The organism is Rhodovulum sp. DZ06 (assembly GCF_050586345.1).
In the GTDB taxonomy this organism is placed as follows: domain Bacteria; phylum Pseudomonadota; class Alphaproteobacteria; order Rhodobacterales; family Rhodobacteraceae; genus JBOCEF01.
In genome coordinates this window covers 81,602-104,764 of sequence record NZ_JBOCEF010000007.1, presented here as the reverse complement: position 1 = coordinate 104,764, position 23,163 = coordinate 81,602, and the positions used below count along the sequence as shown (strand labels likewise).

The 23,163-nt window shown below is 72.4% G+C and carries 22 protein-coding genes; 14 read left to right on the top strand and 8 right to left on the bottom strand.

All coding sequences use genetic code 11. The features are described 5' to 3' along the window. Positions 1-319 precede the first annotated feature (319 nt). Positions 320-1,399, top strand: coding sequence for a glycosyltransferase family 4 protein (locus tag ACQ5SO_RS05320; RefSeq protein ID WP_430940537.1), 1,080 nt, complete (start codon positions 320-322; stop codon positions 1,397-1,399). Between the two features lie 17 nt (positions 1,400-1,416). Here the strand turns inward: ACQ5SO_RS05320 and ACQ5SO_RS05315 are convergent, their stop codons facing one another. Beyond that, positions 1,417-2,418, bottom strand: a complete 1,002-nt coding sequence (locus ACQ5SO_RS05315) for a glycosyltransferase family 4 protein (RefSeq protein ID WP_430940536.1) — start codon at positions 2,416-2,418, stop codon at positions 1,417-1,419. 79 nt (positions 2,419-2,497) lie between these two features. Further along, positions 2,498-2,971: a thioredoxin-dependent thiol peroxidase gene (gene bcp / locus ACQ5SO_RS05310; protein ID WP_430940535.1), complete on the bottom strand. Its 474-nt coding sequence runs from the start codon at positions 2,969-2,971 to the stop codon at positions 2,498-2,500. 190 nt (positions 2,972-3,161) lie between these two features. On the opposite strand from bcp, the gene ACQ5SO_RS05305 reads away from it, so the two are divergent. After that, positions 3,162-6,674: a hypothetical protein gene (locus tag ACQ5SO_RS05305; RefSeq protein ID WP_430940534.1), complete on the top strand. Its 3,513-nt coding sequence runs from the start codon at positions 3,162-3,164 to the stop codon at positions 6,672-6,674. An 84-nt stretch (positions 6,675-6,758) separates the two neighbouring features. Here ACQ5SO_RS05305 and tyrS read toward each other — a convergent pair whose 3' ends face one another. After that, complete coding sequence (gene tyrS / locus ACQ5SO_RS05300; RefSeq protein ID WP_430940533.1) at positions 6,759-8,012, bottom strand: tyrosine--tRNA ligase; 1,254 nt, start codon at positions 8,010-8,012, stop codon at positions 6,759-6,761. A 77-nt stretch (positions 8,013-8,089) separates the two neighbouring features. Here tyrS and ACQ5SO_RS05295 point away from each other — a divergent pair, with 77 nt between their 5' ends. After that, entirely contained in the window at positions 8,090-9,250 is a 1,161-nt protein-coding gene (locus tag ACQ5SO_RS05295) for an anhydro-N-acetylmuramic acid kinase (protein WP_430940532.1), read from the top strand. A gap of 24 nt (positions 9,251-9,274) precedes the next feature. On the opposite strand, the gene ACQ5SO_RS05290 is transcribed toward ACQ5SO_RS05295, so the two are convergent. Further along, on the bottom strand, positions 9,275-9,541 hold the full coding sequence (locus ACQ5SO_RS05290) for a hypothetical protein (protein ID WP_430940531.1): 267 nt from the start codon (positions 9,539-9,541) through the stop codon (positions 9,275-9,277). Between the two features lie 76 nt (positions 9,542-9,617). Further along, a complete protein-coding gene (locus tag ACQ5SO_RS05285) occupies positions 9,618-10,274 on the bottom strand; it encodes an alpha/beta hydrolase (protein ID WP_430940530.1) in 657 nt (218 codons plus the stop codon). A gap of 279 nt (positions 10,275-10,553) precedes the next feature. On the opposite strand from ACQ5SO_RS05285, the gene ACQ5SO_RS05280 reads away from it, so the two are divergent. From ACQ5SO_RS05280 to ACQ5SO_RS05230, 11 genes are all read left to right on the top strand, one after another. Next, positions 10,554-11,060, top strand: coding sequence for an Rrf2 family transcriptional regulator (locus ACQ5SO_RS05280; RefSeq protein ID WP_430940529.1), 507 nt, complete (start codon positions 10,554-10,556; stop codon positions 11,058-11,060). Beyond that, positions 11,057-12,124: a cysteine desulfurase family protein gene (locus ACQ5SO_RS05275; protein ID WP_430940528.1), complete on the top strand. Its 1,068-nt coding sequence runs from the start codon at positions 11,057-11,059 to the stop codon at positions 12,122-12,124. Before ACQ5SO_RS05280 ends, ACQ5SO_RS05275 begins: the two co-directional genes overlap by 4 nt. A 67-nt stretch (positions 12,125-12,191) precedes the next feature. Next, positions 12,192-13,709: a Fe-S cluster assembly protein SufB gene (sufB, locus tag ACQ5SO_RS05270; RefSeq protein WP_430940527.1), complete on the top strand. Its 1,518-nt coding sequence runs from the start codon at positions 12,192-12,194 to the stop codon at positions 13,707-13,709. A gap of 44 nt (positions 13,710-13,753) precedes the next feature. Continuing rightward, positions 13,754-14,275: a hypothetical protein gene (locus ACQ5SO_RS05265; protein ID WP_430940526.1), complete on the top strand. Its 522-nt coding sequence runs from the start codon at positions 13,754-13,756 to the stop codon at positions 14,273-14,275. 16 nt (positions 14,276-14,291) lie between these two features. Further along, positions 14,292-14,621 (top strand): heavy metal-binding domain-containing protein, encoded by a 330-nt coding sequence (locus ACQ5SO_RS05260; RefSeq protein WP_430940525.1) that lies wholly within the window; start codon positions 14,292-14,294, stop codon positions 14,619-14,621. Positions 14,622-14,714: 93 nt separating this feature from the next. Then, positions 14,715-15,467: a Fe-S cluster assembly ATPase SufC gene (gene sufC, locus ACQ5SO_RS05255; RefSeq protein WP_430940524.1), complete on the top strand. Its 753-nt coding sequence runs from the start codon at positions 14,715-14,717 to the stop codon at positions 15,465-15,467. A gap of 2 nt (positions 15,468-15,469) precedes the next feature. After that, positions 15,470-16,795, top strand: a complete 1,326-nt coding sequence (gene sufD / locus ACQ5SO_RS05250; RefSeq protein ID WP_430940523.1) for a Fe-S cluster assembly protein SufD — start codon at positions 15,470-15,472, stop codon at positions 16,793-16,795. Then, entirely contained in the window at positions 16,792-17,424 is a 633-nt protein-coding gene (locus ACQ5SO_RS05245) for a hypothetical protein (protein ID WP_430940522.1), read from the top strand. Before sufD ends, ACQ5SO_RS05245 begins: the two co-directional genes overlap by 4 nt. A 92-nt stretch (positions 17,425-17,516) precedes the next feature. Beyond that, complete coding sequence (locus ACQ5SO_RS05240) at positions 17,517-18,113, top strand: hypothetical protein (protein ID WP_430940521.1); 597 nt, start codon at positions 17,517-17,519, stop codon at positions 18,111-18,113. Between the two features lie 23 nt (positions 18,114-18,136). Continuing rightward, entirely contained in the window at positions 18,137-19,357 is a 1,221-nt protein-coding gene (locus ACQ5SO_RS05235) for a cysteine desulfurase (RefSeq protein WP_430940520.1), read from the top strand. 95 nt (positions 19,358-19,452) lie between these two features. Next, positions 19,453-19,629 carry a hypothetical protein gene (locus tag ACQ5SO_RS05230; RefSeq protein ID WP_430940519.1) on the top strand — a complete coding sequence of 59 codons (177 nt, stop codon included), beginning with the start codon at positions 19,453-19,455 and terminating at the stop codon, positions 19,627-19,629. A 136-nt stretch (positions 19,630-19,765) separates the two neighbouring features. On the opposite strand, the gene arsJ is transcribed toward ACQ5SO_RS05230, so the two are convergent. Genes arsJ through ACQ5SO_RS05215 form a run of 3 tightly spaced genes read right to left on the bottom strand, consistent with a single transcriptional unit; the run spans position 19,766 to position 22,990 of the window. Then, the gene (arsJ, locus tag ACQ5SO_RS05225) at positions 19,766-21,043 is read right to left on the bottom strand and encodes an organoarsenical effux MFS transporter ArsJ (protein ID WP_430940518.1); all 1,278 of its coding nucleotides are present in this window, start codon (positions 21,041-21,043) and stop codon (positions 19,766-19,768) included. Continuing rightward, on the bottom strand, positions 21,040-22,104 hold the full coding sequence (locus tag ACQ5SO_RS05220; protein WP_430940517.1) for an ArsJ-associated glyceraldehyde-3-phosphate dehydrogenase: 1,065 nt from the start codon (positions 22,102-22,104) through the stop codon (positions 21,040-21,042). Before ACQ5SO_RS05220 ends, arsJ begins: the two co-directional genes overlap by 4 nt. 52 nt (positions 22,105-22,156) lie before the next feature. After that, positions 22,157-22,990: a metalloregulator ArsR/SmtB family transcription factor gene (locus ACQ5SO_RS05215; protein WP_430940516.1), complete on the bottom strand. Its 834-nt coding sequence runs from the start codon at positions 22,988-22,990 to the stop codon at positions 22,157-22,159. Positions 22,991-23,163 lie beyond the last annotated feature (173 nt).

Sequence of the window (23,163 nt, the reverse complement as noted above, 5' to 3'; positions counted from 1 at the left end):
GGGACCCGACCGGGCGACGCCGCGGCGCCTGCGCCCCGGGGTGCGGCCCGTCCGGAAAGCGGGGCCCGGCAAAGCGGGGCCCGGCGGCGCGGCCCGCGGATGGCGGCGCCCCGGCGTCCTTCCGCGCTGGATGCAGGCCTCCTCCCGCGCGGGGCCTTTTCCCGCGCCGGATGCGGGCGTCCTCCGGCGCGGGGCGTCCCGTCGCGCCGGGCCTCGGCGGGTGCGCGCCGCTCGCCTTCGCGGCCGGTTTCGTGGCAGGGTGCGGGCGGACGCCCCGGCGCCGCTCCCTCGTCCCTGCCTGCCGCAAAGACCGCCGCCCATGCGCATCCTGTTCCTGACCCGCAAATGGGCCCCCGCCATGGGCGGGATGGAGATCTACAGCCAGGAGATGTCGGCCGAATTCCGCCGCCTCGGGCACGAGGTCGACCTGCGCGCCCTGCCGGGCCGCGCCGATGGCGGCGCGCCGGGGGCGGCCGCGATCCTCGGCTTCGGGCTGGGGCAGGCGCGGCGGCTCGCCCTCGGGGCCGGGCGCTGGGATCTCGTCTTCACCGGCGACCTCGCGATCTGGCCGCTGGCCGCGCTGGCGCTGCGGGCGGCGCGGCGCGGCGGCGCGCGGCCGGCGCTGCTGCTCTCGGCCCACGGCACCGACGCGGCCTTCGCCGCCCGCCCGACCGCGCCCGGCCGGGCCTACGGCGCCTATATGCGCCGCGGCGCCCGCGCCCTCGCCGCCGCCGCGCCCGGCCCCTTCGCCGTCGCCGCCAATTCCGGGGCCACCGCGGTGCTGACCCGCGCCCTCGGCTTCGATCATGTCGGGATCATCCCCCTCGGGGTCCGCGCCCGCGCGCCGGACCCGGCCCCGCCCGAGCGGCGCGAGATCCTGTTCGCCGGCCGCCTCGTGCGCCGCAAGGGCCTGTCCTGGTTCGTGCAGGAGGTGCTGCCGCACCTGCCCGCGGACCTGCCGCTCGCCGTCGCCGGAACGGCCTGGGACAAGGCCGAGGCGGCCGCGCTGGCGCATCCCCGGGTCGTCTTCCTCGGGGCCCTGCCGCAAGAGGAGCTGTGGGCGCGGATGGCCGCCGCGACGGTGGTGGCGGTCCCCAATCTCGCCGCCGGGCAGGGGCATGTCGAGGGGTTCGGCCTCGTCGCCGCAGAGGCCGCGGCGGCGGGGGGGATCGTGCTCGCCCCGCGGCTCGAGGGCTTCGCAAGTTCGGTGATCGAGGGCGAGACGGGGACGTTGCTTCCCCCCGGCGACGGCCCGGCCTGGGCGGCGGAGATCACGCGGATCGCCGCCCTTCCGCCCGCGTCCCGCGCCGCGCTGCGCGCCCGGGCGCGCGACGCCGCGGCGGCCCGGTTCGACTGGTCCCGCTGCGCGCGGGAGACGCTGGCCCTCGTCGGCGCGTGACCCGCGCCGCGGCCGGCTCAGCGCGTCGCGGCGGCCGCGGCCAGGATCCGCTCCATCTGCGTCAGCCAGCGCCCGGCGTCGAAGGCCTCCACCGCCCGCGCCCGCGCCGCCCGGCGCATCGCGGCATGGGCGGGCGCGTCGGCCAGCGCCGCCAGCGCGGCGTCGCCCAGGTCCTCGGCCCGCGCGGGCGGAACGGCGATGCCGCAGGCGGGCGGGGCCGCCACCTCCTCCACCGCGCCGCCCGACAGGCACAGCACGGGGGTGCCGCAGGCCATCGCCTCGGCCGCCACCAGCCCGAACCCCTCCTGGCGCGAGGGGAACAGCAGGAAGTCGGCGGCGCGATAGGCGTCGCGCAGCCCCTCGGCATCGACCCGCCCGAGGCGCCGGGCGCCCGGGGGCGGCGCGATCTCGGGGGCGCCGCCGCCGACGATGGTCAGCTCGGCCCGGTCGCCGAGCCGCGCCATGATCGCCGCGGTCACGTCGAACCCCTTGCGGCGGCTCGGCTTTCCAACCGAGAGCAGCCGCATCGGCCCCGGCGCGCGCGGGGCGTCCGCCCCGGGGGCAGGCGTGAAGAACCCGGTGTCGACGCCGTTCAGCGCCACCTCCACCGGCACGGGCAGAAGATGCGCGCGCAGCGCCGCCGCGGTGCTCTCGCTCACCGCGATGACCTTCGCGGCGGCGCGCAGGGCGGCGCGCTCCATCGGCCGCACGAACCCGGCGTGGAAGATGCGCTGCGCGGGGGATTTGAAGGCGCGCATCGCCGGGTCGTGGACCACGTGATGCACCACCACCGCCAGCGGCGCGGGGCGCGCGAAGGCCGCCGCGCTCCAGGAATTGGCGAGGGTCACGTCCGCCCCCGCGGGGGCGCGCAGCCCCGAGAGCCAGGGCGCGTACTGGAACCGGTGCGGGACCTTGTCCAGCGTCACCGCGTGGCCGCGCGCGCGCAGCCCCTCGGCCAGCTGGTCGGCCCAGACCTCGGCCCCGGTCCCGGTGCGGATCACGGGCATCCAGACATGCATGGCGGGGGCTCCTCGGCGGCGGGCGGGGGCACTATGGCCGCCCGCCCGCGCGGCGCCAAGCCCCGGGGGGCCGGAGGGGTCAGAGCGCCTTCGCGGCCTCCAGCACCTCCTCGGCATGGCCCGGCACCTTCACCTTGCGCCAGACCCGGGCCACCTTGCCCTCGGCGTCGAGCAGGAAGGTCGCGCGCTCGATCCCCATGAACGTCTTGCCGTACATCTTCTTCTCGCCCCAGACGCCGTAGGCCTCGCACATCCCGTCCTCTTCATCGGACAGCAGCGTGACCCCGAGCTCATGCTTGGTCTTGAACTTGTCGTGCTTGGCCACCCCGTCCTTGGAGATGCCGAAGACCGCGCAGCCCGCCGCCTCGAACTCGGCCGCAAGGCCGGTGAAGGCGATCGCCTCCTTCGTGCAGCCCGGGGTGTCGTCGCGCGGGTAGAAATAGAGGACCGCCTTGCGCCCCTTCAGGTCGGCCAGGGACACGCGGCCGCCGCCGTCGCGGGGCAGGTCGAAATCGGGGGCGGCGTCTCCGGCCTTCACGGCGTCGTTGGTCACGGGCGCTTCTCCTTTGCGGTGCGGACAGTTAGGATCGGGCGGGCGGGCGCGCCGGACGCGCCGGGGCCAGCCGCTGGAGCTCACGAGAAGATATGCCGCCCTTCGCCGGATCAAGGCCTGACCGCGTCGCGCGCGCCTCGCGCGCGCCTGCGCACAGGGGCGCGGTCGGGGGCGCGGCCGGGGGCGCGGCATGACCCGGCGGCTGCAGCGCAGGAAGGCGATCGCCGCACGGCTTCGCCGCCGCCCCCGGGCGAAGCATGGGCTCGGGACCGGGGGGCTGACGCTGCGCTGGCTGCTGCGGCGGCTCGGCAGCCTCGTGATCGCGCTCTCGCTCGCCTTCGTGGCGCTGGCGGCGGTGCTGTCGGCGCGGCTCGCGGTCGGGCCGGTCTCGCTCGGCGGGCTGGCGCGCTACGCCGCCGCGCGGATCGAGGCGGAGGCCCCGGGCCTGTCCGTCTCCGTCGCCGACCTGACGCTGGATCTCAGCCGCGCCGACCTGCCGCCGGGCCTGCGCGCCGAGGGGCTGGTGGTGCGCGTCGCCGAGACCGGGGCGCGGGTCTCAGTGCCCGCCGCGGCGCTGCGCTTTCACCTCGCCGACCTGCTGGAGGGGCGCGTGGCGCCGACCAGCGTCACCGTTTCGGGCATGGAGCTGACGCTGGTGCGCGGCGCCGACGGCGCGCTGATGGGCGGCGTGGGCTTCGCCGAGACCGACATGGGCCCGCATCCCGACCCCGCCGACGCGGGCGCCGCGCCGCCGCTCGGCCTCGCCGCCGTGCTGCGCGCGGCGGAAGCCGCGCAGGGCCCGTTCGGGCGGCTCGCGGCGCTGGCGAGCCGCGACATGCGGCTGGTCTTCGAGGACCGGGTGTCGAAGCGCACCTGGACCGCCGAGGGGGTGCAGCTGCACGTCGCCCGCGGGGCGGAGGGGCTGACCGCGACGCTGACCGCCGCCGACCCCGCCGCGCCGCCCTGGCTGCGGATCGACGCCGCCCGCGGCTTCGGGACCGGCGAGACGGCGGTGGAGCTGAAGATCGCCGACGGCGCTGGCGGCCCGGCGCTGGCCGCGGCGCTGCCCGAACTCGCCGTGCTCGCCGCGCTCGAGGCGCCGCTCTCGGGCGAGATCCGCGCCCGGCTGACCGATGCCGGGGCCGTGCGCGCGGCCGAGGCGTCGCTGGTGGCCGGCGCGGGGCGGGTCGCGGGGATCGACGGCGATGCCGGGCGGCTTTCCTCCGCCCGGCTGGAGCTGGAGCTGCACCCGGACGATGACCGGCTGGAGCTGCGCCGCGCGGTGATCGAGGGCGGGCTGGGGCGCGTCGACCTTTCGGGCGGCGGCGTGGTCGAACGCGATGCCGACGGGCGCCCCGACGCCGCGCGCCTGTCGCTCGACCTCGCGGCGCTGGAGCTGGGGTCCGAGGCGGGCTTCGCCGCGCCGATGTCCTTCGGCCCGGGCCGGGTCGAAGGGCGGTTCGAGCGGGACCGCATGGCGCTGACCCTCGACGAGGCGCGGATCGAGACGGGGGACCTCGTCTTCGCCGCCTCGGGCGGGGCGCGCCGGGGGCCGGGCGGCTGGTCGGGCAGCCTGCGCGCCGCCGCCGAACGCCCGGTCCCAGCCGCGGCGCTGGGGCCGCACTGGCCCGTCGGCCTCGCGCCCGGCGCCCGCGACTGGGTGGTGACCAACATCCTCGGCGGCGTGCTCGACACCCTCGTCTTCGCGGCCGATTTCGGCGCCGACGGCGGGTTCGAGGGGCGGCTCGATTTCGACTTCCACGACGTGACCGCGACCCCGGTGCAGGGGCTTCCCGCCCTGACCGGCGCGCGCGGGGCGGGGGCGGTGATCCTGCCCGCGGACGGCACGGGGCGCTTCGAGATCGCGGTGGACGAGGCGGTCGTCACCCCCGAGGGCGGCGTCGCCATCGCCATGGACGGCTCGCGCTTCGTGATCCCGGACGTGGAGGCGCAGATCCCCGAGGGCTTCGCCTACATCACCGCCGCCGGGGCGGTGTCGGACGTGATGGCGGTGATCGATTCGCCGCCCCTCGGGCTCATCTCCCGGCTCGGGGCGGATCTCGGCCCGGTGGACGGCGCCGCGACGCTGACCGCCGAGCTGTCGCTGCCGCTGCTGGCCGATGTCTCCATCGATGCGGTGGAGGTCAGCACGGCGGCGCAGATCGAGGGGCTGTCGCTGGTCGTCCCCGGCATCCAGCTGCCCGCCAACGCCGCGCGGGCGGAGCTGAAGGCCGATACCTCGCGGCTCGAGCTCACCGCCTCGGGCGCGCTCGACGGCATGCCCATCAGCGCCGCCTGGACCGAGACCTTCAGCCCTGAAGACGGCGCCCCGCCCACCCTGGTCACCGCCGCCGGCCCGTTCGGCCCGGCGCTGCTGGAGCGCGCCGGGATCGACGCGCTCTCGATCCCCGAGGGGCGCGGGCGGATGCGCGCGGTCATCGCGGTCCCCCGGAGCGGCCCGGTGGATGTGCGCGCAAGCGTGGACCTGACCGGCGCCGCGCTGCGCCTGGCGCGCCCCGCCTGGGGCAAGGCCGCGGGGGTCGCCGCCTCGGCCGAGGCGCGGCTGCGGATCGGCGAGACCATCGAGCTGCGCTCGCTCAAGGTCGATGCGCCGGGCCTCGCGCTCTCCGGCGCCGCGACGCTGGGCGGGGACGGCGCGCTGCGCAACGCCCGGCTCGACCGGGTGTCCATCGACGGCACGGTGGAAGGGGCGGCGAGCTATATCGCCGGGGCCCCCGCCTCGCTGCGCTTCGAGGGCGCGCTGCTGGACCTCTCGGCCCTCGGCGGCGGGGACGGGGAGGCCGGCGGCGGCGGCGGCGCGCTGACCGGCGAGGCGACGGCCGAGCGGCTGCGCCTGACCGAGAGCCTGGCGCTGCATGGCGGGCGGGCGGCGTTCTCCGCCTCGGCCGCCGGGGGGCTGAAGGCGACGCTGACGGGCGCGCTCGGCGGCGCCGCGCCGCTGCAGGTGGAGTATGACGCGCCCGCGGGGGGCGATGCGGCGACGCTGGCGCTGGCCTCCTCCGACGCCGGGGCGCTGCTGCGCGAGGCGGCGGGGTTCGAGGCGGGCGCGGGCGGCGCGCTGCGCGCCGACGCCCGCCTGCGCCCGCCCTCCGGGGACGGGGTGGTGGAGGGCCGCGCGGTGATCGAGGGGATGTCGCTGCGCGGCGACTCCTCCACCGTGCGGGCGCTGGCCGCCGCGTCCATCACCGGCGTGTTCGAGACCGCGGGCGGCGGCGCGCTGCTGCTCTCGCGCATCGAGGCGCCGTTCCGCTGGGACGGGACCAGGCTGACCGTCACCGACGCGCTGGCGCGGGGCCCGAGCCTTGGCGTCACGCTCTCGGGCGACTGGTGGAAGGCGGAGGACCGGCTCGACATGGCCGGGGTGATGTCGCCCGCCTACGCGATCAACGGGATCCTGAACGAGGTGCCGCTGCTCGGCGCGCTGCTGGGCGGCAAGGGCGAGGGGCTGCTGGGCGTGACCTTCACCCTGACCGGCGCCAGCGGCGATCCGAAGCTGACCGCCAACCCGCTGTCGGCGCTGACCCCCGGCGCGCTGCGCGGGGTGTTCGAGGGGCGCGCCGCGCCCGCCCCGGCGGCGCAGGCCCCTGCGCGCGCGGGGGGCGAGGCGCCGACGCCCCAGCCCGCCCCGGCCCGACCGGCGCCCGCGCCGCCGCCGCCGACCGAGCGGCTTTTCGAGCGCTGAGGGGCGCCGGGCGCCGCGCCGAACGCGACAACGCCCGCGCCGGTCCCCCGGCGCGGGCGTTGTCCGTCACTCGCTTCGGGCAGGTCAGCCCAGCTCGGCGATGGCGTGCTTCTTCTTGCCCGAGGACAGCTTCAGCCCCCCGGCGAAATCAGCCTCGGTGAACATGCGGCCCGGATCGGTGATCGCCTCGTCCCCCGCCTTGGCGCCGCCGCCCTGGATGATGCGCTTGGCCTCCTTGCCCGACGGGGCCAGCCCCGCGCGCACCAGCAGCTGCGCGAACGAAATCCCGCCATCGGCGAGATCCCCCGCGGCCAGCTCCAGCCGCGGCAGGTCGCCCCCGGCGCCGCCCTGCTCGAACACCTCGCGCGCCGTCCGCTTGGCCGCTTCCGCCGCCTCGCGCCCGTGCAGCATCGCGGTGACCTCGTCGGCCAGGATGATCTTCGCCTCGTTGATCTCGGAGCCGCCGAGGGCGCCGAGCCGGTCGCATTCCTCCACCGGAAGCTCGGTATAGAGCTTCAGGAACTTGCCGGTGTCGGCGTCGGTGGTGTTGCGCCAGAACTGCCAGAAGTCATAGGGCGAGAGCATGTCGGCGTTCAGCCACATCGCGCCGCCCTGCGATTTGCCCATCTTCTTGCCGTCCGAGGTGGTCAGCAGCGGCGTGGTCAGGCCCCAGACCTTGTTCCCGTCGACGCGGCGCGTCAGCTCGACCCCGTTGACGATGTTCCCCCACTGGTCCGAGCCGCCCATCTGCAGCACGCAGCCATAGCGGCGGTTCTGCTCCATGAAGTCATAGGCCTGCAGGATCATGTAGTTGAACTCGAGGAAGCTCAGCGACTGGTCGCGGTCGAGGCGCGATTTCACCGATTCAAACGACAGCATCCGGTTGACGCTGAAATGCCGGCCGATGTCGCGCAGGAACTCGAGGTAGTTGAGATGGTCCAGCCACTCGGCGTTGTTGAGCATCAGCGCGCCGTTGTCGCCCTCGCCATAGTCGAGGTAGCGCGCGAAGACCTGCTTCATCGACGCGATGTTGGCGTCGATGGCGTCGGGGGTCAGCAGCGGCCGCTCGTCCGAGCGGAAGGACGGGTCCCCGACCTTGGTGGTGCCGCCGCCCATCAGGGTGATCGGCTGGTGCCCGGTCTTCTGCAGCCAGCGCAGCATCATGATGTTGAGCAGGTGCCCGACATGAAGGGATTTCGCCGTGGCGTCATAGCCGATATAGCCCGGGACGACCCCGCTCAGCAGGGCCTGGTCGAGGCCTTCCAGATCGGTGCAGTCATTGTAGAATCCGCGCGCGATCACGGTGGCGAGGAATTCGGATTTCGGCGTGTAGGTCATGTCCGGAGTCCTTGAGGGCGATGTCGGCCGGGGGCGTGAATGCCCCGTGCGGGGCCAAGACGCAAGGGGAAGGCGCTATGGAAGGCGTGACGGAGGCTTTGCGCGAGGCGTTCGAGAGCGGCCCGGACTGGTGCCTCGGGCTGATGTCCGGCACCGCGATGGACGGCGTGGACGCCGCCCTGGTGCTGACGGATGGCGAGGAGATCACGGGCTTCGGCCCGTCGCTGTTCTCCGCTTACCCCAAGGGCTCCATGGCCGCCGCCCGCTCCGTCCACGCGGACGGCTTGCGCCTGCGCGCCGGGGGCGACCCTGCGCTGGTCGCCGCGGCGGGCGCAGAGGTCGACGCCGCCCATGCCGCCGCCTGCGCCGCGCTTCTGGCCGCCCCGGCCGCGCCCGATGCGGCCCTTGTGGGCTATCACGGCCAGACGGTGGCGCACGCGCCGGATGAGGGCTGGACCTGGCAGCTCGGGGACGGCGCCGCGCTGGCGAAGGCGCTGCGCCGACCCGTGGCCTGGGATTTTCGCTCGGCCGACATGACGGCGGGCGGGCAGGGCGCGCCGCTGGCGCCGTTCTTCCACTGGGCGCTGGCGCGCAGGATCGGCGCGCCGGGGCCGGTGGCGTTCCTCAACCTCGGCGGGGTGGGCAACGTCACCTGGGCGGATCCGCAGGCGGATGGCCCCGAGGCGCCGGGCGCGCTGCTGGCCTTCGACACCGGCCCCGCCAACGCGCCGGTGGATGACTGGATGCGCCGCCAGGCCGGGCTGCCGCACGACCCGGACGGCCGCCACGCCGCCGCGGGCAAGGTGCACGAGGGGGTGTTCAAGGCCAATTCCGTGCGCGCCTATCTCGGGCGCCGCCCGCCCAAATCCCTCGACCGCAACGATTTCGCCCAGGCCGCCGCATCGGCCGAGGGGCTGTCGCTGGAAGACGGCGCCGCAACCCTCACCGCGCTTTCCGCCCGCATGGCGGCGGCGGCGCAGGACCATTTCCCCGCCCCCGTCTCGCGCTGGCTGGTCTGCGGCGGGGGGCGGCGGAACGCTGCGCTGATGGCGATGCTGGCCGAGCGCGTCGAGGCCCCGGTGCAGGCGGTGGAAGAGGCGGGGCTCGACGGCGACATGCTCGAGGCGCAGTGCTTCGCCTGGCTCGCCGCGCGGGTGGTGCGGGGCCTGCCGCTCTCGGCGCCGGGAACGACGGGCGTTGCGGGGCCGACGCCGGGGGGGCGGCTCGCCCGGCCCTGACCGCCTGCGCTGCCTGGCCGCGCGCTACCGCGCCGCGCGCCGCCAGGCCAGCGCGCCGCCGCAGGCGAGGCCGAGGCCGAGCGGCGCGACCACCATCGCCAGCGCCATGAACACCGCCAGCACGATCTCGCCCTGCCACAGCCCGAGGGCCATCGCCGCGAAGCCCAGCGCCGGAACCCCGAGGCCGAAGCCCAGCGACCAGCGCAGCCGCCGCGCCCCCAGCGCCCGCCCGATCACGAGGCCCAGGGCGTAGAAACACCCGATGACGATCAGTCCCAATGCCGCGACCATCCGCGCGCCCTCCGCTTCGTGAAACGCGAAAGGGCGGCCCGACCGGACCGCCCTTTCCCCTCTCGACCCCCGGCGCTCAGAGCGCCGGGTATTCGTCGTCCATGCGGGTCTTTACGTAACCCTCGACCATGGAGATCATCTCCTCGAGCTGCTTCTCGAAGAAATGGCTCGCGCCCGGCATCACCTCGTGGGTGATGGTGATGCCCTTCTGCTGGTGCAGCTTGTCGACCAGCTTCTGCACGTCCGCCGCCGGGGCGACGCGGTCCGCGGCGCCGTTGACGATGATCCCCGAGGAGGGGCAGGGCGCGAGGAAGCTGAAATCGTACATGTTCGCCGGCGGCGCCACCGACACGAAGCCCGAGATCTCGGGGCGGCGCATCAGCAGCTGCATCCCGATCCAGGCGCCGAAGCTGAAGCCGGCCACCCAGGTGGTCTTGGCGTTCGGGTTCATCGCCTGCAGGTGGTCAAGCGCGGCGGCCGCGTCCGACAGCTCGCCGATGCCCTGGTCGAACTCGCCCTGGCTGCGCCCCACGCCGCGGAAGTTGAACCGCAGCACGGAAAAGCCCAGCCGGTGGAAGGCGTAGTGCAGGTTGTAGACGACCTTGTTGTTCATCGTCCCGCCGAACTGCGGGTGCGGATGCAGGATCAGCGCGACGGGGGCGTCCTTGGCCTTCTGCGGGTGGTAGCGGCCCTCGAGCCGTCCGTCGGGGCCGGGAAAGATCACCTCGGGCATGCGCGCGCGTCTCCTTCTTGCATTGGCGGCTGTCCCCATGCGGTCTGGGGGCTGCGGCGGCCTCCCGGGAAACGGTTTCCGGGATTGCTTGACTGGTTTGGTCGGGTAACTTAGAACAGTTCCAAACAGGCCGGGCGGCGCAGCTGCCGCCCAGCGCAGGTAAGCGAGGGCCGGGCGTCCGTCAACTGTGACGGCCGGTATGAATGTGCACGCGTGCGCGGGATGCGCGCGCCGCGGGGCCCCGGGCGGCCCGCGCAACGCCGGAAGTCGGAGGTCGCGATGAAGCTGAGCACCAAGGGCCGCTACGCCGTCACCGCGCTCTCGGACATCGCGCTGCAGGGCGCGGCGGCGGGCGGGCAGGGCGATCTCCTTGTTTCGCTTTCGGAAATTTCCGAGCGGCAGAACATCTCGCTCTCCTATCTCGAACAGCTCTTCGTCCGCCTGCGCCGCGCGGGGCTGGTGGACAGCGTGCGCGGACCCGGCGGCGGCTACCGGCTGGCGCGTCCCGCCGGGCAGATCTCCATCGCCGAGGTGATGAGCGCGGTGGACGAGCGCCTGAACGCCATGGGCTGCGACGGGCGAATCGGCCAGGGCTGCGGCGGCAGCCGCGCCGGGTGCCTGACGCACAACCTGTGGGAGCAGCTCTCGGCCCATGTCCACGTGTTCCTGGCCCGCACCACGCTGGCCGACGTCGTGGCCGACAAGATGCAGCCGTGCCCGGCGGTGCCCGATTTCTCCTCGCTGCTCGAGGCGGAGGACGAGGCGGACCTGGAGCGCACGCCGTGACGGGTCGGCTCTATCTCGACTGGAACGCCAGCGCGCCCCTGCGCCCCGAGGCGCGGGCCGCCGCGGTCGCGGCGCTCGATGTGCTCGGCAACCCCTCCTCGGTCCATGCCGAGGGGCGGCGCGCCCGCGCGCTGGTCGAGACGGCGCGCGAGCAGGTCGCGGCCCTCGTCGGCTGCGCGCCCGCGGAGGTGATCTTCACCTCCGGCGCCACCGAGGCCGCGGCGCTGCGCCTCTCGGACATCCCGGACCTGATCGGCGCGGGGCTCGAGCACCCCGCCGTCGCCGCCCACCTGGGCCGCCTGACGGGCACCGAGATGCTGGCGGTGGACGCCGAGGGCCGCGCCATCCGCGGGGCCGAACGCGGCCGCGTCGCGCTCCAGGCCGCGAACTCCGAAACCGGGGTGCTGCAGGCGGTGACGCCCGAGAAGCCGGTGTTCTTCTGCGACGCGACCCAGGCCGCGGGCCGCATCCCCTTCGCCTTCGACGGCCGCGTCCAGGACAGCGCCGTCGTCTCGGGCCACAAGTTCGGCGGCCCCAAGGGCGTCGGCGCGCTGATCCTGCGCGCGGGCGTGCACCTCTCCATGCCCGGCGGCGGGCAGGAGATGGGCCGGCGATCCGGCACCGAGAACCTCGCCGGCATCGCCGGGATGGGCGCCGCCGCCGAGGCCGCCGCGCGCGACCTCGCCTCCGGCGCCTGGGAGGAGGTGCGCGCCGTGCGCGACGCCTTCGAGGAGATGATCCTTTCCGAGGCCCCGGGCGTATCCATCGTGGGCCGCGGGGCGGAGCGCCTGCCCAACACCACGCTGCTGCTGGCCCCCGGCTGGCGGGGCGAGACGCAGGTGATGCAGATGGACCTCGCGGGCTTCGCCGTCTCGGCCGGGGCGGCGTGCTCCTCGGGCAAGGCGCGGCCCATCGGGGCGCTCTCGGCCATGGGCGTGGAGCCCGGCCTCGGCGCCTGCGCGCTGCGGGTGTCGATCGGGCCGGGGGTGACGGGGGCGGACATGTCCCGCTTCGCCGCCGCCTGGCTTTCGGAATTCAAGCGCCGCGCGAAGACTGCGGCGTAAGCGACTGACAAATCAACTGATCTGCGCGGCGCCCCGTGACGCCAGCGCACAGGCTAAGGAGACCCACATGACGGCTCTCGACAACGTCAAGGACGGCGTGGAGCAGGAAACCATCGACGCGGTGCGCTCGATGGCCGAACGCTACAAGTACGGCTTCGAGACCGAGGTGGAGACCGAGTTCGCGCCCAAGGGCCTGAACGAGGACATCGTGCGCCTGATCTCGGCCAAGAAGGGCGAGCCGGAGTGGATGCTCGAGTGGCGTCTCGCGGCCTACAAGCGCTGGCTGGAGATGGACGAGCCCGAATGGGCGATGGTCCACTACCCGAAGATCGACTTCCAGGACCAGTATTACTACGCCCAGCCCAAGAGCTTCGCCGAGAAGCCCAAGTCGCTGGACGAGGTGGACCCCGAACTGCTGCGCACCTACGAGAAGCTCGGGATCCCGCTGCGCGAGCAGATGATCCTTGCGGGCGTCGAGGGCGCCGAGGCCGCGCCCTCCGAAGGGCGCAAGGTCGCGGTGGACGCGGTTTTCGACTCCGTCTCCGTCGGCACCACCTTCAAGGATGAACTCGCCAAGGCGGGCGTGATCTTCTGTTCGATCTCGGAAGCGGTGCGCGAGCATCCCGAGCTGGTGAAGAAGTATCTCGGCTCGGTCGTCCCGGCCTCCGACAACTTCTACGCCACGCTCAACTCGGCCGTGTTCTCGGACGGGTCCTTCGTCTACGTCCCCGAGGGCGTCCGCTGCCCGATGGAACTGTCCACCTATTTCCGCATCAACGCGGAGAACACCGGCCAGTTCGAGCGCACGCTGATCGTCGTCGACAAGGGGGCCTATGTCTCCTATCTCGAAGGCTGCACCGCGCCGCAGCGCGACACCAACCAGCTGCACGCGGCCGTGGTCGAAATCGTGGCGCTCGAGGACGCGGAGGTGAAGTACTCCACCGTCCAGAACTGGTTCCCGGGCGACGAGAACGGCAAGGGCGGCATCTACAACTTCGTCACCAAGCGCGCCGACTGCCGCGGGGATCGTTCGAAGGTGATGTGGACGCAGGTCGAGACCGGCTCGGCCGTCACCTGGAAGTACCCGTCCTGCATCCTGCGCGGCAATGACAGCCAGGGCGAGTTCTATTCGATCGCCATCGCCAACAACTACCAGCAGGCCGACACCGGCACCAAGATGATCCACCTCGGCAAGAACACCAAGTCGCGGATCGTCTCCAAGGGCATTTCGGCGGGCAAGGCGCAGAACACCTATCGCGGGCAGGTGGCCATCCACCCCAAGGCGACCGGGTCGCGCAACTTCACCCAGTGCGACAGCCTGCTGATCGGCGACGCCTGCGGCGCCCACACGGTGCCGTATATCGAGTGCCGCAACCACTCCTCGAAGGTCGAGCACGAGGCGACGACCTCGAAGATCGCCGACGACCAGCTTTTCTACCTCCGCTCCCGCGGGATCGGCGAGGAAGAGGCGGTGGCGCTGGTGGTCAACGGCTTCTGCAAGGAGGTCCTGCAGGCCCTGCCGATGGAATTCGCGATGGAGGCGCAGAGCCTCGTCGCGATCAGCCTCGAAGGCTCGGTCGGCTGACCGGCTGACCGGGATCGCCGCAGGGATCGGAGGCGCCGAGGGACATGTCGGACGACGATTTCAAGGATCGCCTGGCCCGGATCCAGGCCCGCGCCGCCGAGGAGCGGGCGGCCGAGGGTCCGGCGAAGGCCGAGGATCCCTACGATCTGTCCGACTTCAAGAAGGACAAGTCGTCCAAGGGCTTCCGCAAGGAACGCTACGGCGAACTCCACGACACCTACCGGGGCGCCAAGGCGGCGAACCGGTGGGGGATCGGCCTCGGCGCCGTTTCCACCGGCGCGGTGATGGCGGGGCTTTCGGCGGCGCGCGACGACGGCGCGGGGCCGGATGATGTCGACGTCATCCTGCGGATGGTGGAGATGGCCGAGGACCCGAACGGGCCCGAGGCCGCGCTCTTCGCCATCGGCGTGCCGCTGCTGTGCCTGGCGTTCACGCCGATCCTGCTGCTGGTCGGCCGCTTCCTCTACAAGTGGCGGTGGGCGGCGGTCTGGCTCTATTTCCTGGGGGCGGTCCTCGCCATCGTGGCGGTCGGCTGGCTCGGCCCCCTCGCATTCATCTTCATCTGACCGGAGGGTTCCCGTGATGATCATGACCACCACCGACAGCCTCCAGGGCCGCAGGATCACCGCCTATCACGGCGTGGTCGTGGGCGAGGCGATCATGGGCGCGAACATCGTGAAGGACTTCTTCGCCGGCATCACCGACATCATCGGCGGCCGGGCGAGCGCCTTCGAGGGCAGCTTCAAGGCCGCCCGGATCGAGGCCTTCGGCGAGATCGAGGACCAGGCCCGCGCGCTTGGCGGCGACGCCGTGGTGGGCATCGACATCGACTACGAGGTGGTCGGGGGCGACGGCTCCATGATGATGGTCTCGGTCTCCGGGACCGCGGTCAGCACCTCGCCCGATATCTGAACAACGCCCCGCAAGGGGCTGAGAACACGGGGCGTATTGCCCCAACCCGTGACATCACCCGCGCCCGGCGCGGGGCAGATCCAAGGATGCGACATGCTCGAGATCAAGAACCTGCACGTGAAGCTTGAGGAAGAGGACAAGCAGATCCTCAAGGGCGTCGACCTGACCGTCGAGGCGGGCAAGGTGCACGCCATCATGGGCCCGAACGGCTCCGGCAAGTCCACGCTGTCCTATGTCCTCGCGGGCCGCGACGGCTACGACGTCACCGACGGCTCCGCCACCCTGCTGGGCGAGGACCTGCTGGACCAGGACCCCGAGGAGCGCGCCGCCGCCGGCCTGTTCCTGGCCATGCAGTACCCGGTGGAGATCCCCGGGGTGGGCAACATGACCTTCCTGCGCACCGCGCTGAACAGCCAGAAGAAGGCGCGCGGCGAGGCGGAGATGTCCTCGGCCGATTTCCTCAAGTTCGTGCGCGAGAAGGCGAAGACCCTGAAGATGGGTCCCGAAATGCTCAAGCGCGCGGTGAACGTCGGCTTCTCGGGCGGTGAGAAGAAGCGCAACGAGATCCTGCAGATGGCGGTGCTGGAGCCGAAGCTCTGCATCCTCGACGAGACCGATTCCGGCCTCGACGTCGACGCGATGAAGCTGGTCTCCGAGGGCGTGAACGCGCTGCGCGACGAGGGCCGCGGCTTCCTCGTCATCACCCACTACCAGCGCCTGCTCGACCACATCAAACCCGACGTGGTGCACATCATGGCCAATGGCCGGATCATCAAGACCGGCGGCCCCGAGCTGGCGCTCGAGGTCGAGAACAACGGCTACGCCGATCTGCTCGAGGAGGCGTGAGCATGGCCGTTCCCGCGAAAATGGCCGCCGCGAAGCAGGAGCTGGCGGAGGAGCTTCTCGCCCGTCACGTCCCCGCGCCCGCCTCGGCCTGGGCCGATGCGGCGCGCGCCGAGGCCGCCGCGCGCCTGCGCGCCATGGGCGCCCCGGGCCGCCGCGACGAGTACTGGAAATACACCAACCCCACCAAGCTGACCGCGCTGGCCGAGGCCGCCTCGGCGCTGGAATCGGACGCGTTCAACGGCGTGGATGCGGCGAGATTCGTGTTTGTCGACGGGGTGTTCCGGGCCGATCTTTCGGATGCGCTTGAAGTCGAGGGGCTGGAAATCTCGCTGCTCTCCGACGCGCTCTCGGCGGATATCCACTGGGCGTCCTCGGTGTTCGGCGTGATCGAGGGCGGCGAGCATGGCCGCACCCCGCGCCCGCTTGCCGCGCTCAACACCGCGACCGCCTGGGAAGGTGTTTGCATCCGGGCTGTCGGCGAAGCCGCGCGCCCGGTGCTGATCGACCAGCGCCGCACGGGCGCCGCGGTCGAGGCGATGATCCACCACGTGATCCGGGTCGAGCCCGGCGCGAAGGTGACGGTGCTCGAACAGGGCGCCGCCGGCGCCCGCGCCAACACCTGCATGGAAGTGGACCTCGGCGAAGGCGCCGGTTTCAACCATGTCCGCGCGCAGGGTCCGGCGAACGACCGGCTGACCAACGCGTCGGTCTTCGCCCGCCTCGAAAAGGACTGCGCGTACAAGAGCTTCACGCTCTCGGTCCAGGGCGAGCTGACGCGCAACGAGCATGTCATCCGCCTCAATGGCGACGACGCGCTGGCGCATGTCGCGGGCGCCTGCCTGATCGACGGCGACGTGGTCCATGACGACACCGTCTTCGTCACCCATGACGCGGTGAACTGCGAGAGCCGTCAGGTCTACAAGAAGGTCCTCAAGAACGGCGCCCGCGGCGTGTTCCAGGGCAAGATCCACGTGATCGAGGACGCGCAGAAGACCGACGGCTACCAGATCTCCCAGGCCCTCCTCCTGACCGAAGACGGCGAGTTCGACTCCAAGCCCGAGCTCGAGATCTATGCCGACGACGTCGCCTGCTCCCACGGCTCCACCGTCGGCGCGGCGGACGAGACGGCGCTGTTCTACCTGCGCTCGCGCGGGGTGCCGCTCGAGGCCGCGCAGGGCATGATCGTGCTCGCCTTCCTCGCCGAGGCGCTGGAGGAGATCGAGGACGAGGCTCTCGCCGACATCATGCGCGACCGCATCGCCCACTGGGCGCTCGGCGGCGTGGGCGTGGACGAGGCGCTGGTCGAGGCGCTGGAGGCCGAGGCGTGAGCGACGCCGCCGCCGATCCTGCGCGGGCGCGCCGGCCGCTGATGATCCCCCGGGCCCTGCGGGCCTGGGGCGACCTGGGTGGTTCGGTGCGTGAAGAACTGGACGCAAACCCTTCCGAGCCGCAGGTTTTCGCCTGGCTGATGATCGCGCTCGCCGTGCATGGCGTGGTCGCGGTCCCGGGCGAGATGCTGCTGCCGGGGATGGGCGGCGAGGCGATGCCGGGCATCGCCTTCGCCACCTCCGTCACCCTCGCGCCGCTGCTGTGGTACGGGATCTCGGCCCTTGTCGGCGCCGCGATCCGGGCCATGGGCGGCAAGCTCTCCTATGGCGGGCACCGGGTGGTGTGGTTCTGGTTCGCGCTGGTGATGCTGCCGGTGATGCTGGTGCAGGAGATGCTGGCGCTGCCCGCCGCCCTCGCCGGGCTGACGGTGCTGGGCGACGTGCTCGACATCCTCGCCGCCGCGGCGGGGCTGTGGGTGCTGGTGTCGTTCTACCGCGCGGCCGAGGACTGGGGCGCGATGCGGGCCGACCGCAAGCGCTTCGTGCTCGGCCTCGTCTACACCGCGCTGGTGGCGCTGGTGGTGGTCGGCGTCTTCGCGATGATCCCGATGCTGCTCTCGGCGGCGTGACGACGCGGCCGCGCCCCGGCCCTTGCGCCGGGGCGCCCGCAGGCCCCAGATGCGGGGCCATCCCCTTGTCCCAACCCGGGAAATGACCGCTCGTGCTGATCGCGTTCCTCGACAATCTCCGCCTTGGCTTCACCAATCCGCGCGCCAGCGCCCGCACGCTCCTGGGCCGCGGGGCGACGGTGCGGGACGCGGTGCACATGGCCGTGCTGGCGCTGTGCATCCAGTGGGCGGCCGAGAAGGGCGTGTCCTGGGCCTTCACCGGCAAGGCCGAGGCGACGGGCGGCTTCGCGCTGACCGTCCACATGGGGCTGCAGATGCTGCAGCTTCTGCTGATGAGCGTCGGCGCGCACGAGATCGGCGCCAAGTTCGGCGGCCGCGCGACGCGCGAGCAGATCGCCGTCCTCTCGGGCTGGCACCTGCTGCTGCAGGCGGTGCTGTCGCCGGTGCAGATCCTCGCCGTCCATGCCGCCCTGTCGCAGGAGGCGACGCTGCTGGTGCTGCTGCTGCCGCTCTCGGTCGGCCTGCTGGTCTGGATTTATGCCTCGATGCTGGCCGAGGCGCACGGGTTCAAGCGGCTCGGCCCCGTCCTGCTGGCGGTGTTCCTGGGGTTCATGGCGCTCGGCATGGTGGCGCAGCTGGTGCTGAGCCTGCTGGTGGGCGTCGAGGCGCCCGCGGGCGCCGCCGCCTGAAGTTCTTGACTGGAGAAGACGCGATGTACGACGTCGAGGCCGTTCGCGGCGATTTCCCGATCCTGTCGCGCGAAGTGCACGGGGTTCCGCTGGTCTATCTCGACAACGGCGCCTCGGCCCAGAAGCCGCAGGTGGTGATCGACGCGATCACCCAGGCCTATTCGATGGAATACGCCAACGTGCATCGCGGCCTGCACTACCTGTCGAACCTCGCGACCGAGAATTACGAGGCGGTGCGCGGCAAGGTGGCGAAATTCCTCGGGGCCGCGTCGGAGGACGAGATCATCTTCACCTCGGGCTCGACCGAGGCGATGAACCTGATCTCCTACGCATACGCCGCGCCGAACCTGTCCGAGGGGGACGAGATCCTGCTCTCGGTCATGGAGCATCACGCCAACATCGTGCCCTGGCATTTCCTGCGCGAACGCCAGGGCGTCGTGCTGAAATGGGTCGAGCCGGATGCCGACGGCAGCCTTCCGGCGCAGAAGGTGATCGACGCGATCGGGCCGAAGACGAAGATGATCGCGCTCACGCACATGTCGAACGTGCTGGGGACGGCCGTGGACGTGAAGGCGGTCTGCGCCGAGGCCCGCAAGCGCGGCATCACGACGGTCATCGACGGCTCGCAGGGCGCCGTGCACATGCCGGTGAACATGGTCGATCTCGGCTGCGATTTCTACGCCATCACCGGGCACAAGCTTTACGGTCCCACCGGGTCGGGCGCGCTCTATGCCCGGGCCGAGGTGATGGAGAAGATGCGCCCCTTCCTCGGCGGCGGCGACATGATCCGCGAGGTGTCGCGCGACGTCATCGCCTATGCCGACCCGCCGCTGAAGTTCGAGGCCGGGACCCCGGGCATCGTGCAGACCATCGGCCTCGGCGCCGCGCTCGACTACATGACCGACCTGGGGATGGAGAACATCGCCGCGCACGAGGCGTCGCTGCGGGACTATGCGCAGGAGCGGTTCGCGGGGCTCAACTGGCTCAACGTCCAGGGCAACGCGCCGGGCAAGGGGGCGATCTTCAGCTTCACCATCGAAGGCGCGGGCCACGCCCATGACATCTCGACCGTCGTCGACCGTAAAGGCGTCGCGGTGCGGGCCGGTCATCATTGCGCGCAACCGCTGATGGAGCATCTTGGCGTGACCGCAACCTGCCGGGCTTCTTTCGGTTTGTATAATACTAAAGGCGAAGTCGATCGTCTTGTTTCAGCGCTGGAAACCTGTCACAAACTCTTTGCATGATAAGGAAACGATGTTTCGCAGGATCCTAAGCCTGCGAACGATGGTTTCTCCGAGGTGAAGAAGCAGCAAGGGGTGATGAGATGATGTTCGGTCCGATGTGCAAACCTGACGCGAAGGTCAACACGTCCGACGTGTTCGGGTTCGGCGCCGCCGGCGCGGATATGCAGACCATGCAGAACATGATGACCATGTTCGCCGCGCCCTGGGCGACGATGTGGGCGCTCCAGTCCGAGATGGCGCAGGAAACTCTGCGCCGCGCCTTCGGCGGCTGATCCCGGGCCTTGCGCCGGCCCTCGCGCCAGGCTGTGCGCGGCCGGGCGCGGGGCAGGGGCGCAAGCCTGGTCCGAAACTGAAAACGGGCGCGCCGGGGGACCGGCGCGCCCGTTTCTCGTCCCCGGCGCGCGCGCCTCAGCCCACCGCGCTGTCGCCCGCCCGCAGCCGCCTTGCGGCCAGCGCGCTCAGCCCCGCCAGCAGCGCCGCGCAGCCGAGGCACCCGGCCAGCCCGCCGAGCTGGTAGGACACCCCCGAGGCCACCGTCCCCAGCAGCCGCCCCGCGGCGTTGGACATGTAGTAGAAGCCCACGTCCATCGTCACCCGCCCGGCCGAGCTGAAGGCCAGGATCAGGTAGGAGTGGAGCGAGGAGTTCACCGCGAAGACCGCTCCGAACCCCATCAGCCCCAGCGCCAGCGGGACCGCGAAGCCCGCGCCCTCGCCGAACACGACCGCCGCCGCCGCCATCGGCGCCAGCACCGCCGCCAGCCCCGCCGCCCAGCCCCAGGCGAGGCCGGAGACCTCCGCCAGACCTCGCGCCTTCGCCCGCAGCAGCTTCGGGGCCGCGGCCTGCACCGCGCCGTAGGCGATCACCCAGGCCGACATGAAGCCGCCGGTGATGAAGAACGCCTCGCGCGCGCCCTCGGGCGTTCCGTCCGACAGGGCCGAGGCGAACCAGACCGGGACCCCCACCACGAACCACGCGTCCCGCGCCGCGAACAGGAACACACGCGCCAGCGACAGCCGGTTGACGTTGGGATCCTTGCTGAACACCTCCCTGAACTTCGCCTTGGCCGAGCCGCGCGGCAGCCCCGGCGGCATCAGCGCCGCGCAGCCCGCCAGGATCGCCGCCAGCACCCCGGCCATGGCCCAGAGCGCGCCCTCGAACCCCAGCACGCCCAGCAGCAGCGCCCCGAGGCCGAAGCCGAGGCCCTTCACCGCGTTCTTGGACCCCGTCAGCGCCGCCACCCAGCCGAACAGCGCGCCCTCGGGGGCCAGCAGCTTGACCGCCGATTTCGAGGACATTTTCGAGAGGTCCTTGGCCACCCCCGACAGCCCCTGCACGCCCATCACGTAGGCGACCGAGGCGGTGACGCCCCAGCCCGGGTCCATCCGCGCCAGCAGCGCCAGCGCCACGATCTGCAGCCCCAGCCCGGCATAAAGTGTGCGCGTCAGCCCGAACCGCGCCGCCAGCCACCCGGCCGAGAGGTTGGTGACGATCCCGGCCACCTCGTACAGAAGGAACAGCCAGGCGAGCTGCGTGGCGGTGAAGCCTTCCTCGTGGAAATGCAGCAGCGCCAGCATCCGCAAGGCGCCGTCCGACAGCATGAAGGCCCAGTAGGCCGCGGTGACGGTGACATAGGCCCCGAGCCCCGCGGGGCGCGCCGGACGCGGCCCCGAACCCGGCGTGCTCACCGGCCCGCGCCCATCATCCGGGCGATGTCGACCATGCGGTTCACATAGCCCCATTCATTGTCGTACCAGGCGTAGATCTTGGCCTGGGTCCCGCCGATCACGAAGGTCGAGGGTCCGTCGACGATGGCGCTGCGCGCGTCGCCGCAGAAATCCGTGCTCACCAGCGGCCGGTCCTCGAGCCCGAGGATCCCCGCCAGCGGCCCGTCCGTCGCGGCGGCGCGGAAGGCGGCGTTGATCTCCTCGCCATCCGCTTCGCGCGCCAGCTCGAAGGCGCAGTCGGTGAGCGAGCCGGTGGTCAGCGGCACGCGGACCGCGTGGCCATGGAGGCGGCCGTTCAGCTCGGGGAAGATCGCGCCGATGGCCTTGGCCGAGCCGGAGGTGGTGGGGATCAGCGCCGCCGTCGCCCCGCGCGCCCGGCGCAGGTCCTTGTGCCAGCGATCCACGATCACCTGCGTGTTGGTCACGTCATGGATGGTGGTGAAGCTGCCGTGGCGGATGCCGAAGGCCTCGTGCAGCACCTTGACCACGGGGGCGAGGCAGTTGGTCGTGCAGCTCGCCGCCGTCACCAGCCGGTGCTGCGCCGGGTCATAGAGGCCGTGGTTCACGCCATAGGCGATGTTCAGCGCACCGCCATCCTTGACGGGGGCCGAGACGAGCGCCCGCGGCACCCCGGCGTCCCAATAGGGCTGAAGGGCGCCCGCGTCCTTGCGCGCGCCGGTGCATTCCACCACCAGGTCGATGCCGTCCAGGGGCAGGTCTTCGACCGATCCGGCGCGCACGAAGCGCATGGCGCCGCCGCCCGCGTGGATGGTGTCGCCCTCGGCCCAGCAGGGACTCCACTGGCGCTGGACGGTGTCGAATTCGAGGAGATGCGCGTGGTCCGCGGCGGTCCCGTCGCGGTCGCTGACCAGCACGATCTCGCCGATCCCGCGCCCTTCCGCCGCCGCGTCGAAGGCGGCGCGCAGGAACAGCTTGCCCATGCGCCCGAGGCCGATCACGGCGATGCGCTGGGTTGGAACGGGGCCATGGGCGGGGGGGATGGAAGCGGCGGGCGTGGACATGGCGTGTCTCCGTCTGTCCGGCGCCGCCCGCCTTTCCCGGTCCGCGCCCGGATCAGCCGGTCATGCCGATCCGGTCGATCGCGTCCTGGAACTGCGGCGGCGCAAGCGCGCCCAGGTCGAGCGCGAGCAGGGCGTTCACGCGGGTGGATATCTCATCCGCGGCCTGCCGGAAAGCGTCGCGCCGCCATGCGGCATCGCGTACGCCCGCGGGGTCCGGGATCGGCCAGTGCGACCGGTAGGGCCGCCCGCCGCTGACATGCAGGTCCGCATTCGCCGCCGCGTCGCAGAGCGTGAGCACGAAGGCCGGCGCCGCGCCGCCCTCGCCGCCCAGCGACTGCACCGATTTCGGGGCGTAATCCGCGGGGTCCGCGCCCATGCGCGACAGGATCTCGACCGTCTCGGGGTCCAGCGCCGCCGCGGGCTCCACCCCGGCCGAGGCGGCGCGCAGCTTGCCCCCGGCGCGCTGGTTGACCATCGCCTCGGCCAGGATCGAGCGCGCGCCGTTGGTCCGGCACAGGAACAGCACCAGCGGCGCGGTCCGGCGCGGGGCCGGGGCGGGGAACACCGCGGGGGCGGCGTCGGGCGCGCAGGTCTCGGGGCGCCCGCCGCAGCAATCCTCGGACAGCCAGGACATCAGCTCGGCCAGCCGTTCGGGCGCGACGCGATACAGGATCGACTTGCCCTCGCGCCGTCCCTCGACCAGCCCGGCGCGGACCAGCGCCGCGACCTGCACCGACAGCGTGTTGGGCCGCCGCCCCAGCGCCTCGGCGATCTTGCCCGCGGGCACCGCGTGGGGGGCATGGCGGGCCAGAAGCCTGAAGACGTCCAGCCGCGCGGGGCTGCCAAGGGCCGCAAGCGCCGCCGCTTCTCTCTCCAACCGGGTCATGATCTCTGGATGCTCGTTGTTGTTTATTGGGCCTTCGGCACGCTCGCCTTGCGATTGACTAAGCTGGCCGGGGGGCCGCCATCGCTTGTCGGTCTGGTACGAAGCAATCTGGGCGAAAACACGTCGGAATTAGGCGTTTATACGTGCCCACTTGAAGGGAGTGTGAAGCAGCC

Coding starts and splice junctions, on each gene's coding strand:
- ACQ5SO_RS05295 (WP_430940532.1), top strand. CDS start 8,090: ATGGAAGGCGTGACGGAGGCTTTGCGCGAGGCGTTCGAGAGCGGCCCG.
- ACQ5SO_RS05260 (WP_430940525.1), top strand. CDS start 14,292: ATGATCATGACCACCACCGACAGCCTCCAGGGCCGCAGGATCACCGCC.
- tyrS (WP_430940533.1), bottom strand. CDS start 8,012: ATGACCTACACGCCGAAATCCGAATTCCTCGCCACCGTGATCGCGCGC.
- ACQ5SO_RS05285 (WP_430940530.1), bottom strand. CDS start 10,274: ATGCCCGAGGTGATCTTTCCCGGCCCCGACGGACGGCTCGAGGGCCGC.
- sufD (WP_430940523.1), top strand. CDS start 15,470: ATGGCCGTTCCCGCGAAAATGGCCGCCGCGAAGCAGGAGCTGGCGGAG.
- ACQ5SO_RS05215 (WP_430940516.1), bottom strand. CDS start 22,990: ATGACCCGGTTGGAGAGAGAAGCGGCGGCGCTTGCGGCCCTTGGCAGC.
- sufC (WP_430940524.1), top strand. CDS start 14,715: ATGCTCGAGATCAAGAACCTGCACGTGAAGCTTGAGGAAGAGGACAAG.
- ACQ5SO_RS05235 (WP_430940520.1), top strand. CDS start 18,137: ATGTACGACGTCGAGGCCGTTCGCGGCGATTTCCCGATCCTGTCGCGC.
- ACQ5SO_RS05290 (WP_430940531.1), bottom strand. CDS start 9,541: ATGGTCGCGGCATTGGGACTGATCGTCATCGGGTGTTTCTACGCCCTG.
- ACQ5SO_RS05265 (WP_430940526.1), top strand. CDS start 13,754: ATGTCGGACGACGATTTCAAGGATCGCCTGGCCCGGATCCAGGCCCGC.
- ACQ5SO_RS05220 (WP_430940517.1), bottom strand. CDS start 22,104: ATGTCCACGCCCGCCGCTTCCATCCCCCCCGCCCATGGCCCCGTTCCA.
- ACQ5SO_RS05315 (WP_430940536.1), bottom strand. CDS start 2,418: ATGCATGTCTGGATGCCCGTGATCCGCACCGGGACCGGGGCCGAGGTC.
- ACQ5SO_RS05230 (WP_430940519.1), top strand. CDS start 19,453: ATGTGCAAACCTGACGCGAAGGTCAACACGTCCGACGTGTTCGGGTTC.
- ACQ5SO_RS05280 (WP_430940529.1), top strand. CDS start 10,554: ATGAAGCTGAGCACCAAGGGCCGCTACGCCGTCACCGCGCTCTCGGAC.
- ACQ5SO_RS05320 (WP_430940537.1), top strand. CDS start 320: ATGCGCATCCTGTTCCTGACCCGCAAATGGGCCCCCGCCATGGGCGGG.
- ACQ5SO_RS05305 (WP_430940534.1), top strand. CDS start 3,162: ATGACCCGGCGGCTGCAGCGCAGGAAGGCGATCGCCGCACGGCTTCGC.
- sufB (WP_430940527.1), top strand. CDS start 12,192: ATGACGGCTCTCGACAACGTCAAGGACGGCGTGGAGCAGGAAACCATC.